The organism is Streptomyces zagrosensis, from assembly GCF_014203645.1.
Lineage (GTDB): Bacteria > Actinomycetota > Actinomycetes > Streptomycetales > Streptomycetaceae > Streptomyces > Streptomyces zagrosensis.
The window spans coordinates 1-17682 of the sequence record NZ_JACHJL010000001.1 but is presented as its reverse complement, the minus strand read 5'-3'; the positions used below and the strand labels follow the sequence as shown (position 1 = coordinate 17682).

General features: G+C 71.0%; 12 protein-coding genes. 1 reads left to right on the top strand and 11 read right to left on the bottom strand.

What is annotated here, in order from left to right; all coding sequences use genetic code 11:
* Positions 1-23 precede the first annotated feature (23 nt).
* From FHS42_RS00055 to proB, 3 genes are all read right to left on the bottom strand, one after another.
* Complete coding sequence (locus FHS42_RS00055; protein ID WP_376772487.1) at positions 24-1307, bottom strand: glutamate-5-semialdehyde dehydrogenase; 1284 nt, start codon at positions 1305-1307, stop codon at positions 24-26.
* A 115-nt stretch (positions 1308-1422) separates the two neighbouring features.
* Entirely contained in the window at positions 1423-1944 is a 522-nt protein-coding gene (locus tag FHS42_RS00050) for a DUF8830 family protein (RefSeq protein ID WP_184568404.1), read from the bottom strand.
* Between the two features lie 227 nt (positions 1945-2171).
* Positions 2172-3275 carry a glutamate 5-kinase gene (gene proB, locus FHS42_RS00045; protein ID WP_184568985.1) on the bottom strand — a complete coding sequence of 368 codons (1104 nt, stop codon included), beginning with the start codon at positions 3273-3275 and terminating at the stop codon, positions 2172-2174.
* Between the two features lie 821 nt (positions 3276-4096).
* Between proB and FHS42_RS00040 the strand changes: the two genes are divergently transcribed.
* Positions 4097-6211 carry a hypothetical protein gene (locus FHS42_RS00040; RefSeq protein ID WP_184568403.1) on the top strand — a complete coding sequence of 705 codons (2115 nt, stop codon included), beginning with the start codon at positions 4097-4099 and terminating at the stop codon, positions 6209-6211.
* Positions 6212-6550: 339 nt separating this feature from the next.
* Here the strand turns inward: FHS42_RS00040 and obgE are convergent, their stop codons facing one another.
* From obgE to FHS42_RS00005, 8 genes are all read right to left on the bottom strand, one after another.
* Positions 6551-7987: a GTPase ObgE gene (gene obgE, locus FHS42_RS00035; RefSeq protein WP_184568402.1), complete on the bottom strand. Its 1437-nt coding sequence runs from the start codon at positions 7985-7987 to the stop codon at positions 6551-6553.
* A 168-nt stretch (positions 7988-8155) separates the two neighbouring features.
* Positions 8156-8410, bottom strand: coding sequence for a 50S ribosomal protein L27 (gene rpmA / locus FHS42_RS00030; RefSeq protein WP_019063244.1), 255 nt, complete (start codon positions 8408-8410; stop codon positions 8156-8158).
* A 12-nt stretch (positions 8411-8422) separates the two neighbouring features.
* A complete protein-coding gene (rplU, locus tag FHS42_RS00025; RefSeq protein WP_184568401.1) occupies positions 8423-8743 on the bottom strand; it encodes a 50S ribosomal protein L21 in 321 nt (106 codons plus the stop codon).
* A gap of 449 nt (positions 8744-9192) precedes the next feature.
* A complete protein-coding gene (locus FHS42_RS00020) occupies positions 9193-13803 on the bottom strand; it encodes an Rne/Rng family ribonuclease (RefSeq protein ID WP_184568400.1) in 4611 nt (1536 codons plus the stop codon).
* Between the two features lie 219 nt (positions 13804-14022).
* Positions 14023-14823 carry a TIGR03936 family radical SAM-associated protein gene (locus tag FHS42_RS00015; RefSeq protein ID WP_184568399.1) on the bottom strand — a complete coding sequence of 267 codons (801 nt, stop codon included), beginning with the start codon at positions 14821-14823 and terminating at the stop codon, positions 14023-14025.
* 156 nt (positions 14824-14979) lie between these two features.
* Positions 14980-16788 (bottom strand): phosphatidylglycerol lysyltransferase domain-containing protein, encoded by a 1809-nt coding sequence (locus FHS42_RS00010; RefSeq protein ID WP_184568398.1) that lies wholly within the window; start codon positions 16786-16788, stop codon positions 14980-14982.
* Positions 16789-17021: 233 nt separating this feature from the next.
* Positions 17022-17156, bottom strand: a complete 135-nt coding sequence (locus tag FHS42_RS38055) for a hypothetical protein (protein ID WP_281392675.1) — start codon at positions 17154-17156, stop codon at positions 17022-17024.
* Positions 17157-17288: 132 nt separating this feature from the next.
* Complete coding sequence (locus FHS42_RS00005; RefSeq protein ID WP_184569095.1) at positions 17289-17465, bottom strand: hypothetical protein; 177 nt, start codon at positions 17463-17465, stop codon at positions 17289-17291.
* Positions 17466-17682: the final 217 nt, after the last annotated feature.

Sequence of the window (17682 nt, the reverse complement as noted above, 5' to 3'; positions counted from 1 at the left end):
CGCTTATCGAAGCGGAGCCGCGGCTACCGTACGTGTCCGTCGCCGGTCACGATGTACTTCGTCGAGGTCAGCTCCGGTAGCCCCATCGGTCCTCGGGCGTGCAGCTTCTGCGTGGAGATGCCGATCTCGGCGCCGAACCCGAACTGGCTGCCGTCCGTGAACCGCGTGGAGGCGTTCACGGCCACCGTGGTGGAATCCACCAATTGGGTGAACCGGCGTGCGGCGGCCTGCGCCGTGGTGACGATCGCCTCGGTGTGCCCGGAGGACCAGCGGCGGATGTGCTCGACCGCGGCGTCGAGCGAGGGGACGACACCGGCCGCGATGTCGTACGAGAGGTATTCGGCGGCCCAGTCCTCGTCGGTGGCCGCGACGACGGTCGCGGTGGACCCGGCGCGCTCGGCGGCGGCTCGTACCGCCGCATCGCCGTGCACCGTGACTCCGGCCTTCGCCAGCGCGGCAAGCGCCCGGGGCACAAACGCCTCGGCGATGTCCTGATGCACCAGCAGCGTCTCGGCCGCATTGCACACGCTGGGCCGCTGCGCCTTGGAGTTGATCAAAATGTCCACGGCCATGTCCAGGTCGGCCTGAGCATCCACGTACACATGGCAGTTGCCCGTTCCGGTTTCAATGACCGGAACCGTGGACTCCGTGACGACGGTACGGATCAGCGAGGCCCCACCGCGCGGGATCAGCACATCCACAAGACCGCGCGCCCGCATCAACTCGCGCGCTGCCTCGCGGCTTTCGCCCGGCACCAACTGCACGGCATCCGCCGGCAGTCCCGCCCCGGCGATGGCGTCGCGAACCACCTTCACCAGCGCGGTGTTGGAGTGGTACGCCGACGAGGAGCCGCGCAGCAGCACCGCGTTGCCGGACTTCAAACACAACGCGGCGGCGTCCACGGTCACATTGGGCCTGGCCTCGTAGATGATGCCCACCACGCCGAGCGGCACCCGAACTTGCCGCAGGTCGATGCCGTTCGGGAGCGTCGAGCCGCGCACCACCTCGCCGACCGGATCGGGCAGCGCCACCACATCCCGTACGTCGGAGGCGATCGCCAGCACCCGTTCCGGGGTGAGCGTCAGCCGGTCCACGATCGCCTCGGAGGTCCCGGCCGCCCGCGCCCGCTCGACGTCGTCGGCATTGGCCTCGATGATCTCGGCGGCCCGGGCGCTCAGTGCGTCGGCGATCGCGAGCAGCGCCGCGTCCTTGGCCGCGCGGGGCAGTGGCGCAAGCTGCGCGGCGGCTTCCCGGGCGCGGCGTGCGGACTGGACGACGGGTGACACTGCGGATTCGCTGCTGCTCATGCCCGGCAGCCTAGTCGCGCTGCCGCCTGGGCCCAGTGGCATCTCGCTGACCGGGACGGGGGCCACGGCGCGTCATCGCGTGACGCATCGGCCTCCCCCGCCGCCGGCTCAGCTCCTAGTACGGATGCACCCCCACCGGAGTCGCCGGGGCCGGGCCGTAGCCCTCGGTGATGCGGTGGCGGTAGGTCTCGCGGTTGATCACCTCAAGGCCGACGATCTCCCAGGGCGGCAGCTTGGCTGTCGAACGGTGCTCACCCCACAGCCGTAGCGCGAGGGCCGCCGCATCGTGGAGGTCGCGCGCCTCCTCCCAGTAGCGGATCTCGGCGTGGTCGTTGGCGTACCTGCTGGTCAGCAGGAAGGGGTGGTCATACGCGAGTTGTTCCAGGCCCCGTCTTAGGTCGCTGAGCGCAACCGCGGGGCCCGAGACACTCAGCGTGATGTGCCACAGCCGGGAGGTCTCGCGCTCCCGCGCGGCACCGCCCATCGCCGTGCCGCCGACCGCCGCCACCTCCGCGGCCTCGCTGCCGCCCTGTTCCCCCGTGTCCACGCTGGTTAGCGCACGTTCCTCGGTCATGATTCTGCGGGTGCGGGAGGCTCCCCCACCCCGGGGCTCCGCCCCTGGGCGCCCTCGTCTCACCGGCGGCCTCCTGTTGCTCGCCGCTCCGCTCGTCTCCGGGCGGAGCCGTGTCGTGCCGTGGTCGCTGTGGAGCACTGTGGAACCGCTCCCCGTGCGACCTTGTGCAACAAAGTTGACCAGCCTGTGGGTGGCCATGGGGCGGTTTTACGCAAGGTCTCCGTGGAAAGGTGGCTCTTTTGCCGCTTTCCCTTCGATTCGTTTCGCCGGTGATGCGAGGGTGACGCTCGTCAGGGGTGCAGCACGACCAAGTCGTCGCGGTGGACGACCTCGCGTTCGTACGCGGCGCCGAGTTCGCGCGCGAGGTCGCGGGTTGACCGGCCGATCAGCCGGGGCACTTCCTTCGCATCGAAGTTGACCAGTCCCCGCGCCACCGGGCGTCCCGTGACGTCCCGCAGTTCGACGGGGTCACCCGCGCTGAACTCGCCCTCCACCGCGCAGATCCCGGCCGGTAGCAGCGAGGTGCGCTGCTCGACCACGGCCCGTACCGCCCCGTCGTCAAGCACCAGCGCCCCGCACGGGGTGGAGGCGTGGGCGAGCCACAGCAGGCGACCGGCTGAGCGACGCCCGGTGCGGTGGAAGTAGGTGCCGGTCGGGCGGCCGATGAGCGCGTCCGCGGCCCGGCTCGCCGAGGTGAGTACGACGGGGATGCCGGCCGCGGCTGCGATCCGGGCCGCTTCGACCTTGGTGACCATACCGCCGGTGCCCACACCCGCCCGGCCCGCGCTGCCGATGGTCACACCCTCCAGATCGGCGGGCCCGGCGACCTCGGCGATGCGGGAGGCGCCTGGAGTGTTCGGGTCGCCGTCGTAGAGCCCGTCCACGTCCGAGAGCAGTACCAGCAGATCGGCGCGTACGAGGTGGGCGACGAGCGCGGCGAGCCGGTCGTTGTCGCCGAACCGGATCTCGTCCGTGGCCACGGTGTCGTTCTCGTTGACCACGGGGATGGCGCCCATGGTCAGCAGCTGGTCCAAGGTCCGGTAGGCGTTGCGGTAGTGCGCGCGGCGGCTGGTGTCGTCGCTGGTGAGCAGCACCTGGCCGACTCGGCGCCCGTAGCGCGCGAAGGAGGCGGTGTAGCGGGCCATCAGCAGGCCCTGGCCCACGCTGGCGGCGGCCTGCTGTCTGGCCAGGTCACGGGGCCGCTTGGCCAAACCGAGCGGCGCAAGGCCGGCGGCGATGGCGCCGGAGGACACCAGGACGATTTCGCGGCTGCGGCCGTGCGCCGTGGCGAGGACGTCCACGAGCGCATCCACCCGGTCGGCGTCCAGCCCACCGGCCGCGGTGGTCAGCGACGAGGAGCCGATCTTGACCACGATGCGACGGGCGGACACCACCTCATCGCGCTCCGCGCCGTCCGCGCCCGTTTCGGCCTCGGCCGCGGGCTTGCCACGCGCGTCGCGCTCGGCCCCGGCCCCCGGTGCCTCCTGCGCCGCGCGCCGCGCTTCGGCCCCCGGCTTCCCACGCGCGCCCCGTTCGACTCCAGCCCCCGGCGTGCCTTGCGCGTCCCGCCGCGCCGACGCTCGTTGCCCTGCCACGGCCGTCCCCACCTGTCCCTTGTGCCCGCGCTCATCGCTGCTCACCAGCGCAACCGCTGGGGTGAGCGCTGCTGGGCAATGTACGGCAGCGGCGCGCGCGGTCGCCCGCGCGTTTCGTCCGCTGGGACGGCGCCCCGGCAACCAAACCCCGGCAACCACGCCCGGGCCGCCGCAGGCGCTCTGCGGTCGCCGCTGCCACGTGGGCGTCCTACCGTGAGAGCCATGCCATGGCGTGCGCCACCAACCGCCGCCCGTGCGTCTCGCCTCTCCACAGCCGCCGCCCCTGCGTCTCAGCCATCGTCGGCCCTTCGGTGACCCTTCGATGACCCTTCGATGACCCTTCGGTGACCCTTCATGGTCCTTCGGTGGCCCTTCGATCGCCCCCAGCAGTCCATCGATAGCCCATCGGTTGCCCATCGATCATCATGTAATTGGCCTGGTTCGCGGCTATTGCCCCCAAGGCAGATTGTCACCGGACCTGGCCACGGCATACGGTCAGTGGTCGATCCGTATCCAAACGCTGTCTCGTAGGTGACGGTGCGTGGAACGGTTGGCCAACACCTGGCCGCACTGTTCGCTTCCCTTGTTTCCGTCGCTCTTCTCTGCCAGGAGCTCACCCCGTGCCCTCTGCCGGAATCGCCCCCCGCCGAGTCGTACAGTTGGCGGCACTGCTCGCGATGATGGTGTTCTTCACCACTCAGCTCGTCGGCGCCCTGCTGCCCAATGTGCCACTCCTCATCATCGCCTCGGCGGCGGGTCTCGCCCTCGATCTGTATCTCCAGCACAAGCAGCCAGGACTGCTGTCGCTGCTGAGCAAGATTCGTTTCGATGTCACGGTGCGGCAGTTGCTGCGCGACATGATGATCATGGTCGGGCTGTTGCGCATCGACGGCATCGACCCCACTCATGTGCAGGCACCGCTGACCGTGGGCCTGCTGCTCTTCTACATCGCGCACTTCGTGTGCCAGGCGGTCGCGGTGCTGGTCAAGCGGCGGCGTCTGCTGCCGTTCGTGACCCGCAACATCGACGCGAGCGCGCTGCATCTGTCCACCGCACCGCCCCGGTTGCTGGCCCGCCAGCCCGCCAGGCGACTGCTGCGCTTCGCCATCCCGGCCACCGCCGGTCTGCTCGCCACCGCGGCCACCAAGGACGCCGTCTGGGGCTGGATCGGCCTCGGCATCGCGCTGGTCCTCTCCCTGAGCGGCGTCGCCTGGCTCAGCACCTGGCTGCTGACGCGCAAGCGGGTGCTGGACGAGCAGCAGGCCCTGGAATGGCTGGACAACTGGCTCGCTGAGTATCAGCCAACGGTTGGCATGTACTTCTCCGGCGGCACCTCATCCGCGTACCAGGCGAACATGTGGCTGTCCACGCTCGCCTCGCTCGACGGCAATCCGATCATCGTGCTCCGCGAGCGGTTCATGGTGCAAAAGATCGACGCCACGGACATCCCGATCGTGTGCATCCCCAAGGTCGCGCATCTGATGCGGCTTGAGCACTCGACGCTGAAGATGCTGCTGCACCCCGCGAACTCCGGCAAGACCTCGCAGATACTGCGCATCCCCTCCATCAAGCACGCGTTCACCAACCACGGCGAGAGCGACAAGCTCTCCAGCTGCAACCCGTACGCCAAGGCGTACGACGAGGTGTGGGTGGCAGGACCGGCCGCCCGGGAGCGCTACCAGCTCGCCGACATCGGCGTCGAGGACAAGGACGTCGTCGAGGTCGGCCGCCCGCAGCTCGCCCCGATCACCCCGTACACCGGCGCCCCCGCGGGCGAGTACCTCCAGGTGCTGTACGCCCCCACCTGGGAAGGCTGGGACGGCAACCCGGGCAACACCTCGGTCATCCTGGCCGGCGAGAACATCGTCCGTGCCCTGCTGGCCGATCCGGGAGTACGGCTGCTGTACAAGCCGCACCCGATGACCGGCTCCGTTGACCCCCGCGCGGGCCTCGCCAACGAGCGCATCCAGGCGCTGATCGCCCAGGCCAACACGCGGCGCACCGGTGCACGGCCGGGCCCGGAGGCTGCGGCCGAGCTGGCACGGCGTGCCGAGGTGCTGGAAGGGCTCACTACGACGTCCTTCCGGCCCGACACGGACGAGATCGAGCGGATGCTGCTCCAGGGCACCCCGGACAGCGACCGGGCCGCGGCCGTCGAGGAGGCCACCGCCGCCTGGGAGAGCGCGTACTGGTCCTCGCTGCCCGAGTGGGAGCACCAGATCATCACCGGGCCCCGTCCGGCGATCTTCTCCTGCTTCAACCACTCCGACCTGCTGATCTCGGACGTCTCCAGCGTGGTTTCGGACTACCTGAGCAGCGCGAAGCCGTACGCGGTGGCCAACACCAGTGGGCTGTCCGAGGCGGAGTTCCGGGAGGGGTTCCCGACGGTGCGCGCGGCGGCGATCCTGGCTCCGGAGGCGGACGGCGTCCCGGCGCTGCTCGACGCGGTACGCAATCCCGAGCACGACCCGCATGTGGCCGACCGCGCCGAGCTCAAGGTGCATCTGCTCGGCCCGTCCGACCCGCCGTCCCTGGTCCGCTTCAACCAGGCGGCGCGGGACCTGTGCGCACAGGCCGAGGCGCGCCAAGCCCGCATGGAGGCCCGCGCATCGGCTGACCTGCCCGGGCTGCTCGGCGGAGACGCCGCCGATGAGTTGGCCGCCGAGGCCGGCGAGCTGCCCCCGGAGACGAGCGGTCCTGCGGACGCCGAGTCGGAGGAAACGGCCGGCGTCTGACGGCCTTGGCCGGCGGGCCAGTCCCACCGGCCAAGGCTCGCGCCGTACGGGACGGCTGAGTCCGTACGGCCAAGGCTCACGTCGTACTCATGGCGTACTCACGGCGTACGAGAAGGCCCCGAGAAGCACGTGCTTCTCGGGGCCTTCCCATCTGCTTCGTACGAAATCTGCTTCGTACGAGATCTACCGCGTACGAGATCTACCGCGTACGAGGTCTGCCGCGAGAGCTACCGCGTACGAGAGCACGGCGCGACATCGCGTCCCTCGCACCGCGGAGACGCATCCCTTCGGTTGCCCGCCCCTGGGGCGCCAACGCGGGCCCAGGGGCGTGGGTAGGCATTAGAAGGGCTTGAACTTCTTGAACTCCTGATCAGCATCGTCGCGCACCGCGTCCCGCTCCCTACGCCGCTGCGTGGCGGGGCGAGGCTCCTCAAGGCGATGGTCCTCGCCACGCCGCCCCAGCATCTCCGCACCGGCGGCCATGGCCGGCTCCCAGTCGAAGACGACCGCGTTCTCCTCGGGGCCGATCGCCACCCCGTCGCCGGTCCTGGCGCCCGCCTTGACCAGCGCCTCCTCCACCCCGAGTCGGCTGAGCCGGTCGGCGAGGTAGCCCACGGCCTCATCGTTGCTGAAGTCGGTCTGGTGTACCCAGCGCTCCGGCTTTTCACCGCGCACCCGGAACAGGCCATCTTCCTCGACGGCGACGGTGAACCCGGCATCGTCCACGGCCTTGGGCCGGATGACGATCCGCGTCGCCTCCTGCTGGGGCTTGGCGGCGCGCGCCTCACCGACGATGCCCGCGAGCGCGAAGGACAGTTCCTTCAGCCCCACGCGGGAGACCGCAGACGCCTCGTAGACCTGGAAGCCACGCGCCTCAAGGTCGGGCCGGATGATGTCGGCGAGGTCCTTGCCGTCCGGGATGTCCACCTTGTTGAGCACAACCATGCGCGGTCGGTCCTCAAGGCCGCCGTACGCGGCGAGCTCGGCCTCGATGGTCTCCAGGTCGCTCAGCGGGTCACGCTCGGCCTCCAGGGTCGCGGTGTCCAGCACATGCACCAGGACGGAGCACCGCTCGACGTGGCGCAGGAACTCCAGGCCAAGGCCACGGCCCTCGCTGGCGCCCGGAATCAGCCCCGGCACGTCCGCGATGGTGTAGACGGTCGAACCGGCCGTCACCACACCGAGGTTGGGCACCAGCGTGGTGAACGGATAGTCGGCGATCTTCGGCTTGGCGGCCGAGAGCACGGAAATCAGCGAGGACTTGCCAGCGCTCGGATAGCCGACGAGCGCCACATCGGCGACGGTCTTCAGCTCAAGCACCACATCCCCGGCGGTCCCGGGCTCGCCGAGCAGCGCGAAGCCGGGGGCCTTGCGGCGCGCGGAGGCGAGTGCCGCATTGCCAAGGCCGCCACGGCCGCCCTGGGCCGCGACGTAAGTGGTGCCGTGGCCCACCAGGTCGGCGAGCACCTCGCCGTTCTTGTTGAGCAGGACGGTGCCGTCCGGAACGGGCAGCACCAGATCGCCGCCGTCCTTGCCGGAGCGGTTGCTGCCCTCGCCGGGCTTGCCGCTGGTGGCCTTACGGTGCGGGGAGTGGTGGTAATCGAGGAGCGTGGTCACCGACTGGTCTACGACCAGGATCACATCGCCGCCACGACCGCCGTTGCCGCCATCAGGCCCGCCGAGCGGCTTGAACTTCTCGCGATGGACGGAGGCGCAGCCGTGGCCCCCGCTACCCGCGGCGACGTGCAGCTCGACGCGGTCCACGAAGGTGGTCATGGAATGTGCCTCCAGTTACTACGTACAGAAATGTCTACGTGCTGTCTGCCTGCACAACACGCGAAAGGCGGACCCTCTTCCCGCGCGGGACTCCATCGGAATCCGTACGGGAAGGGAGGTCCGCCTCCGGAAAGAACCGTTACGCGCGGTCCGCCGTGATCCGCTGGATCAGGCGACCGGAACGATGTTCACGACCTTGCGGCCACGGTGAGTGCCGAACTCCACCGCGCCGGCGTTGAGCGCGAACAGGGTGTCGTCCCCGCCGCGGCCGACGCCCGAGCCCGGGTGGAAGTGCGTGCCGCGCTGGCGGACCAGGATCTCACCGGCGTTGACGACCTGACCGCCGAAGCGCTTCACGCCGAGCCGCTGAGCATTGGAGTCGCGACCGTTCCGGGTGGACGATGCGCCCTTCTTGTGTGCCATCTTCTCAGTCCCTTACTTCGCAGCCGTCGGGATGCCGGTGACCTTGATCGCCGTGTACTGCTGGCGGTGGCCCTGGCGACGCCGGTAGCCGGTCTTGTTCTTGTAGCGAAGGATGTCGATCTTGACGCCCTTGTGGTGGTCCACGATCTCGGCCTCAACCTTGATCCCGGCCAGCACCCACGGGTCACTGGTGACCGCATCGCCGTCAACAACGAGCAGGGTAGAGAGCTCTACCGTGTCGCCAACCTTGGCAGTGGGAATCTTGTCAACCTCAACGATGTCGCCGACAGCAACCTTGTGCTGGCGACCACCGCTGCGCACGATGGCGTACACGCGGACTCGCTCTCTCCTAGTAAACGGGACCCCTGACGCCAGCCGCTCACATGAGCCAAAGACTCATGAGATCCGAAGGAACGAGCGGCCTCTCACGATGTGTCCGACAAAGCTCGCTCATCAGGACAGATCGGAAGGTGGAGTGCTCAGGGGTTGGCGTACAGACGCCGACAGTCAAGATTACGGCCTGCCCGACCAGGGGGTCAAACTGAGCCACCGGCCGGCGCCGAGGCCGCGGGGCGGGCCTGCCGCCCCATGGGTCGGCCCGGCGCCCCATGGGCCCAGGGGCCGGGCCTGGCGCCGCCGAACGCCGCCGAACGCCGACTAACACCGACTAACACCGGCTAACGCCGACAGACGCCGCGGCGCCCCGGACCCTAGCGGGACGCCGTGAGCGTCCTTGCGGGTCCGGGGCGCCTTCGGTTGGAGGGTCAACCGCGCTAGCGCGGTCAGTCCTCCGTGGTGGCCGACACGGCGGAGTCGGACGGCTCCGTCGCTGCGGTCTTCTTCGCTGCCGTCTTCTTCGCCGTCGTCTTCTTGGCCGCGGTCTTCTTGGTCGCGGCCTTCTTGGCGACGGTCTTCTTCGTGGCGGTCTTCTTGGCCGCCGGCTTTTCGGCTGCCTCCTTGGCCGCCGGCTTCTCGGCCGCCGGCTTTTCGGCTACGTCCTTCGCCACCGGCTTCTTGGCCGCCGCCTTCTTCGTGGTGGCCTTCTTCGCGGCGGTCTTGGCCGTCTTCTTGGCCGCACGCTTCGCCGGCGGCGCCTCCTGAGCCCCTACGCCCGCTTCGACTACCACGTCGGCCGCAGCGACCGCCGGCGTACCCGGCTCGTCCGTCTGCGGTGCGCTCGGCGGCGTCTTGGCCACGGGCTCAGCGACGGGCTCAGCCACGGTCTCGGGCTGCGCCTGCGGCGCCTCCTTCGCGCCTCGCGTGCCGGACGAGCCGACGACCACCACGGCCGCTTCCGCCTCGGGCGGCGGGCCCGCAGGAGCAGTGGCCTTGCGCGTCGCCCGGCGACGGGCACGCGGCTGCGGAGCAGTCGCTACGGGCTCCGCGGTCTCGCCGGCGGCAGCCGCACCAAATGCCGCTTCGGTAGCGGGCGCCGCGGCAACGGTCGGTTCGGCAACGGCCGATCCGGCAGGCTCGGCGACCGGAGCCGCAGCCTCCACCGTGGCTGGAGCGATGGGCTGCGCCTCGGCAGCAGCCGGTGCCGCCACGTCATCGGCGGACCGCGGCGAACCCGCGGGTGCCGACGCCTTGCGGCTGGCGCGGCGGCGACCCCGACGCGAGGACGCCGAGCCGCGCGTCACCTCGGCGGCGGCCTGCGCCTCTGACGCGCTGCCGTACCACTCGTCGTCCACGCCCGACGCGGCCGGGACCGAGTCGACCACTGCGGCCGGGGCCTCGGGCTCGAACAACTCGGCCGGCACCTGCTCGTGCTCGGCGGCTTCGTCACTGTGGACGTGCTCGTGCTCGTGATCGTACTGGTCGGCGGCGCCCTTCTTCTTCTTGCCGCGCTTGCCACCGCCACCGCCACCAACCGAAGTCGGCTGGTCCATGTGGACGATGACGCCGCGCCCGTTGCAGTGCACGCACGCCTCGGAGAAGGACTCAAGGAGCCCCTGCCCCACACGCTTGCGGGTCATCTGCACCAGACCGAGCGAGGTCACCTCGGCAACCTGGTGCTTCGTACGGTCCCGGCCAAGGCATTCCAGCAGCCGACGCAGCACCAGGTCCCGGTTGGACTCAAGGACCATGTCGATGAAGTCGATCACGATGATGCCGCCGAGGTCGCGCAGCCGCAGCTGGCGCACGATCTCCTCGGCCGCCTCCAGGTTGTTCCTGGTGACCGTCTCCTCCAGGTTGCCGCCCTGGCCGGTGAACTTGCCGGTGTTGACATCGACGACGATCATCGCCTCGGTCCTGTCGATCACCAGCGAGCCACCACTCGGCAGCCAGACCTTGCGGTCGAGCGCCTTCATGAGCTGCTCGTCGATCCGGTACGTGGCGAAGACATCCACGTCCGACGTCCACCTCTGGAGCCGATCGGCGAGGTCGGGCGCGACGTGCGAGACGTACCCGTGGATGGTCTCCCACGCTCCGTCACCACTGACGATGACCTTGGAGAAGTCCTCGTTGAAGATGTCGCGTACGACACGGACGGTCATGTCCGGCTCGCCGTACAACAACGTCGGAGCGTGCGAGCTGCCGCCGTTTTGCGCCCTTTGCTGAATCTCTTCCCACTGCCCCTGGAGCCGGGCGACGTCGCGAGTCAGCTCGTCCTCGCTCGCGCCCTCGGCGGCGGTACGCACGATGACGCCCGCGTCCTCGGGAACGATCTTCTTGAGGATCTGCTTGAGCCGCGCCCGCTCGGTGTCCGGGAGCTTGCGGCTGATGCCGGTCATCGAGCCCTCGGGTACGTACACGAGGTAGCGGCCGGGCAGCGAGACCTGGCTGGTCAGCCGGGCGCCCTTGTGTCCGATCGGGTCCTTGGTGACCTGGACGAGCACGGACTGCCCGGACTTGAGCGCGGTCTCGATGCGGCGCGGGCCGTGGCCCATGCCCAGCGCCTCGAAGTTGACCTCACCGGCGTACAGCACCGCATTGCGGCCCTTGCCGATGTCAACGAACGCGGCTTCCATCGACGGCAGAACGTTTTGGACCTTGCCCAGATAGACGTTGCCGACGTAGCTGGTGGCCTGCTCCTTGTTGACGAAGTGCTCGACGAGGACGTTGTCCTCCAACACCCCGATCTGAGTGCGCTCGCCGCTTTGCCGCACCACCATCACGCGCTCGACGGCCTCGCGGCGCGCCAGGAACTCGGCCTCGGTGATGATCGGCACACGGCGGCGGCCCTGCTCACGGCCCTCGCGACGGCGCTGCTTCTTCGCTTCGAGGCGCGTGGAGCCCTTGATGGACTGCACCTCGTCGGACGGCTCACTGTCCTTCGCACGGCGCTCGCGCGGCTCACGGATCTTGACGACCGTACGCTCCGGGTCGTCGCCCTCGACAGCCTCCGGGCCGTCCCCGCTCCGCCGCCGCCGCCGACGCCGCCGACGGCTGCTGCTGGAGCCCCCACCGGCCGAGTCCGCCGCGTCATCCTCGTGGTCGTCATGGTCGCCGTGGTCGCCGTCGTCAGTGCTGGTACCGCTGTCACCGTGGGCGGCCGGCTCGGCGTGTTCGGCCTCTTCGGCGTACCGGTCCTCATCGGCGGACTCGGCCGCGGACTGCTCGCCTTCGGCCTGCTCATCGCCGTTCTCGGCGTCGAGCGCCTCGCCCCTGCGGCGGCGACGGCCCCCGCGGCGGCGACGGCGCGACGGGCGGTCGCCCGACTCCTCATCGCCCGCGTCGGCCTCGGCGTCCGGCTCGGCGACGGCCTCGGGAGCGGCCTGCTCGACGGCTCGCTCGGGCCGCTCGGCCTCGACGGGAGCCGCGGTCACGGCCGCCTCGACGTGCTGCTCGTCCTCGGCGGCGCCCCGGCGGCGACGCCGGCGACGGCTGCTGGTGGTGACCCGCTCGGCGGCGGGCTCCTCTTCCTCGTCGTACGCGTCATCGGGGCGCCCCGCCGCTGCCGCCGCTGCGGCAGCGGTCTCCGGCGTCTGGAACATCGGCTCGGTGAACACCGGCGCCTGGAACATGGCGGTCGGCGGGCGCACGGCTCGGCGCCGCCCCCGCACCGGCTCCTGCGTCGCGGCGGACGATGTTGCCTCGGTCTGCTGCGGCTCGGCGCTCTGCGCCGCGTTTGCGGCGGGCGCGACCATCTCGCTGGCCACTCGCTTGCGGGTACGCCGCGACACGGAGGCCGCGGGCTCCGGCTCGGCGGCAACCTCGGGCTGTGGGGCGCTCTCGGCAGCGGCTTCGCGCGGCTCGGCGGCGGATGCGGACTTACGCACCGCGCGGCGCCGGGACCGGGGGCGAGGCGCGCTCTCGGCCTCAGCGTCCTCGCCCGTACCGGTCTCAGTCCCACCGGCCTCACCCGTACCGGCGGCGGCGCCTGCCGGCGACCGGTCCACGGAAGCGGCTGCCGGCTCCGGGGCCAGCTCTGGAGCCGGGGCGCTCGCAGCGCTCGTGCTCCGGCCGGTACCGGCGGTGGCAGCGTCAGTGGCAGTGGCGGTGGCGGTGTCGGTGGCGTTGGGGGCGCCGGCCGGGGCGGTCGCCTTACGGACCGCGCGACGACGGGTCCGCCCACGCGGCGCGGCCTCGTCGGCGGCCTCCGCGGCGACGGGCTGGTCTACGGCGGCGGCCCTCCCCTGGGTCGCGTCGGCGCCAGTCGGCAGCGCATCTGCGCCCTGCTGCTCTTCGTCTTCTTCAACTGCTTCGGCCGGGCCAGCCGATCCGGCCGCTCCAGCCGTTTCGGTCGGGCTGGGCGTCGCGTCTGTGGCGGCGGCGTTCGGGGCGCCGGCCGGCGCGGTGGCCTTACGGACCGCGCGACGGCGGGTCCGCCCACGCGGCGCGGCCTCACTCTCATCGGTGGCTTCCGGCGCACCCGCGCCCGCAGCTGCGGCGACGACCTGCTCACTACTGGCGGCGACCGGGGCAACGACCTCGGTCACATCGGCAGCAGCGGACGGTTGCGCGTGCGCGCCGTTTTGCGACGTGGCGGTCTGCGGCGCCCCGGCAGGGGCGGTGGCCTTACGGGTCGCCCGACGGCGCGGACGCCCACGCGGTGCGCCCTCGGCGGCGTCGCCAGCGCCGGAAGAGTCACCGCTGGAAGAGTCACCGCCGGAAGATTCGGCGGCGCCCGCACCGGTTTGGGCAGGCGTCGCGGACCCGGACGTCTCGCGGGCCGCAGCGGCTTCCGCCGCCGCTGACGTCGTTGGCGTCGTTGCTGGGGCAGCGGATACGGGAGCGGGGGTGGACTCCGCACTTGCCGCCGGCTTGGCGTCGTCGCTGGTCAGCGCCGTTTCTGCGCCGGGTGGGCCAGCTGGCCTGGATGCTGCGCGGCGCCTGCGGCGCGGTGGCAGGGTGCCGCTGGGGCTGTCCTCTAGCGAGTTGCCGGCACTGGTTCGTGCGGCCGGCTCGGTAGATCCCTGGGAATCGTTGGGCTCAATTGGTTCGAGCATGCGGGCGGTTCTCCCGTCACGCTCCCGGGCGCCGCGCCTGAATCCGGCAGCGGCCCCGCGTGATGTGCGCGGTACCGCCATCCGGGGCGCGGGCGCCGCACGGGAGCTGTCGTCTCGCTCGCCGGGTCCTTTTTCTAGGACCGGCGAAAGTCTCCTGGTCAGTGCGCCTGCCGCAGCCGGGTGGTTCCCCGTACAACGGCGGCGCGGTGACGACCATCCCTAACCGGGACCATCCGGCGCTCCCCCGCAAGCGGGCGTTGCCCCCATCGCGGCGGCCATCCCGGCGGCCGTAAGTGGGGCGGCCTGGACTGCCTCGCGGTCGGGTGCGAGCGGATCGGTCACCGTGCCGGACTCCTCATCAAGCAGCCCCTGCGCCAGCCTGGTCACCGCAGCGGGGACCGGCGGCGCCAGGTCGGCCGTTGCGCGAAGACCGGACAGGACGTCGTCAGGTCGAACGGCAGGTGTCAAGTGCCGAACAACCAGCCGCAGTATCGCACAGCCTTCGACGCCCGGCCTATCGGTCTGACCTGGGAGCGCCTCCAACGCGGTCACCGCGGCACGGGCGTCGAAGGTGCGCATCCCGTTTTTTGTGCGGCGTTGTACCTCTACGGTGTCCGCCGCGAGAAAGGCCGCGACGGCCCGCTCGGCAACGGCATGGTCCACGCCATCGAGCCGGATTTCCCATACCGAAGCCTGGAGCCGATCGGCCAGTCCCGTGGTCGTGGCCTCCACCGCGTCCGTGACGTCGAGCCCGTCCGGCAGCGACGTGTTGAGCAACGCCCGGACCTGGTCCGGGTCGCGTTGCTCGACGAGCTGGATCTCCACGTACTCGGCCTCGCTGCCGGTGCCCGTGGGCGCGGCATTGGCGTACGACACCTTGGGGTGCGGGGTGAAGCCCGCCGAGTACGCCATGGGCACCTCGGCACGGCGCAGGGCCCGCTCGAAGGCGCGCTGGAAATCACGGTGACTGGTGAACCGGAGGCGGCCTCGCTTGGTGTAGCGCAGTCGAATGCGCTGCACCGCAGGTGCGGGCGGTGGGCCTTCGGGCTGTCGCTTGCCCAGGGTGACGTCTCCTTGCGTAGGCGGGCCACGGCACCAGCCCGCGCGCAGGGGGCCGCACCGGCTGTCGCCTGCCCAGTTCGTCCGGTCCGGCTCACTCCCGCGGTGGCGAGAGGGTCAACGCACGAACCTCGTGTCCAGGGTACGCGGGTCTTGTGGTTCGGGTACCCGCCGGGGCTCGGCGACCGGCACCGGTTCGCCGCGGGCCTCCCCCAGCGGCTGGAGCGCGGGCCGGGCCTTCTCCAGCGTTACGGGCCCGGGGCGGGGCTCGCTCAACGGCGCGGGGCCGGCCTTCCGCAGCGACATGGGCGCCAGTGGCGGCCCGACCGGGGCCGGCTCCCACCCCATCGCCGCCGCCGGGGCGCCAAGACCCAGGTCCTGACTCCGCTCAGGCGTGCGTGCGGCATCTTCCCGGGGCGCGCCGAACAGCGTTCGCCGCACATCGGCCCGCGCCTGCCGGGCACTTTCCCGGGCTGCGGCCAGGGCCTGGCGGCTGGCCCGGCCCGCCTCTCGTACGGCCCCCGCCGCGGGGCGCCAGATGTTGTCGCGTACGACGCGTACCGCCGGGCGCCAGACGTTGTCGCGCAGCGCGTGGCCCGCCGGGCGCAGCACCTCGTGCCAGGCCCAGACGAAGGGCGCGACGAACACCCAACGCAGCAGCCGCACCATGCCGCGCCCGACCGCCCGCGACACATATCCGGCTGCCCGCCAGGCGTGCCCGAAGGCCGAACCGACCTCGCGTACGCCGACCTTGCAAGCCCCGGCGAGCAGCAGCCACACGGGGCGCAGCACATACCGCCACACCGCAACGATCGGCACGAGGAAGACATAGCGTACGAACCCGGTGATCAGCGCCCACAGCGCGGCGCCCACGGCGGCGAGCCCAGCGCCGGCGGCGCGCAGCAGCCAGGTTGCGCCGTGCCCGATGGGGGCCAACAGATAGCGATAGGCGGCGGAGCACGGCACGACGAAGAGGTAACGGCCGAGCCACCCGAGCGCCGCCACGCCGCCACGGCCCACGGCGGCCACGCCGGAGCCGATGGCCCGTACCAACCAACTGACGCCGTGCCCCACCGGGGTCAGCAGCGAGCGGTAGATCCATCCGGCGGGCCGCGATACGAGTTGGCGCAGCAACCAGCGCCCACCGGAGCCGGTGGCGCGTGCCCCCGTGGCGATGGCCACGGCCACCGAGCGCCCCAGCCACCTGATCCCGTGTCCGATGGGGGTGAGCACCGAGCGGTACGTCCATCTCAGCGGCGCCACGACCAACGTGCGGGCCAGCCACATTACGGCGGTCGCGGCGCCAAGGGCGGCGGGCGTCAGCACGTGCCGCCACAGCGCCACCCACGGCCAGACGAACAGCGCCCGCGCCAGCCATGCCACGACCACGACCAGGCCGCGCCCGGTGGCACACGCCGCGGCGCCCACACACCGCGCCAGCCATCCGATGCCGTGTCCGATGGGGGTGAGGACCGCGCGGTAGAGCCACCTCAGCGGGGCCACCACGAGGGTGCGGCCGAGCCAGCACAGCGGGGCTATCACCAGGGTGCTGCCGAGCCAGCCGAGTGCGCTGCCGATGGCCCGCAGCGGCGTAACCACCAGCGTGCGGAAGCACCATCCGATGGCGCGACCGATGGGCCGCAGCACGGCCCGATTGAGTGCCGTGCCGAGGCCGACCACGATGTCCCACACCATGCGCACCGGTACCACCACAACCAGCACGACGATCCGCACCGGCAGCCGGATCGCCGTGGTCAGGCACCCCTCCCCCGGCCCGTAGGGTGCCTCGGCCGCGGTGGTGGCCCTGTCCGTTGGTCGCCGCTGTTCTGTCGAGGCGTGCGCTATGAACGACTGGTCACGGGTGGTCAGCCCGCTGGTGTCGTCCGTCCCCCTCGGCCGAACGGCACGCGTGGTGTCGTCGTCCATGGCGGCACAGTAATCGACGGCGAGGGCGGGGGATCGGGCGGCGCTGCTGAGTGCAAGTGGGCCCGCGGCGAACTCACGGTCCGCTGGCCGGGCCTTCCCACAGCCGCGAGGGGCGGCATCGTCACCCCGGTTGGGCCGATTCGCCTATGGAGGTCGAGTTGTGGGCGACTCGCGCCTGGCACATCCGGCGTGTGGCACGCGTACGAGCGTCGATGGCCGGCGCTTGCACCTTGCTACTCGACCAACGCCAAGAGGATGGCTCGGGCCTTGCTCATCACCTGTGGTTTATCGAACGTCAGATGCCCGACATGGCCACCAAGTGCGTTGTACGCGGGGGCCTTGATGACTGCCGTCTTAGTGACGTCCACGGTCTAGGGGTCGCCATCCGTGAACAAGGCGGTCGCGCTTGGGCGGAGCCCGGCCACGGAGCCGGGCCCCCTGTCGAGTGGTACTCAAGCGGCTCCGCCCTCCCAGGGCGCGAGAGGTGGTCTCTCTCCGTCTCAAGCGCCGGGGCCGGGCTGGTGACCCAGTTGCGCTTCACCGACCTCGACGGGCTGCGGCTGACCTGCTTCGGGACCAACACCAAAGGCGGCCAGTTCGCCGACCTTGAACTGCGTCACCGCAGACGGACCCTGGCTGACCAGCCACTCGACCGTCCCGACAACCCGCACCACCACACGGGGGAAGTGGAACCCGGCGCACACCCGACGCAAGAACCGGGCCCTCGCCCTGCCCCAGACCCGAAAAGACCGCACCACACAAACGCAGAGTCCCCGTCAGCAAACCGACGAGTACTCATGTAGGGTCGAGGGCTGGCGCGGTTGCGGAGTACGTCCGCCCCGTTTCCAGCCCCCGCCGCATCGAACCGTGCATGCGGTTCTCCCGCACACGGCT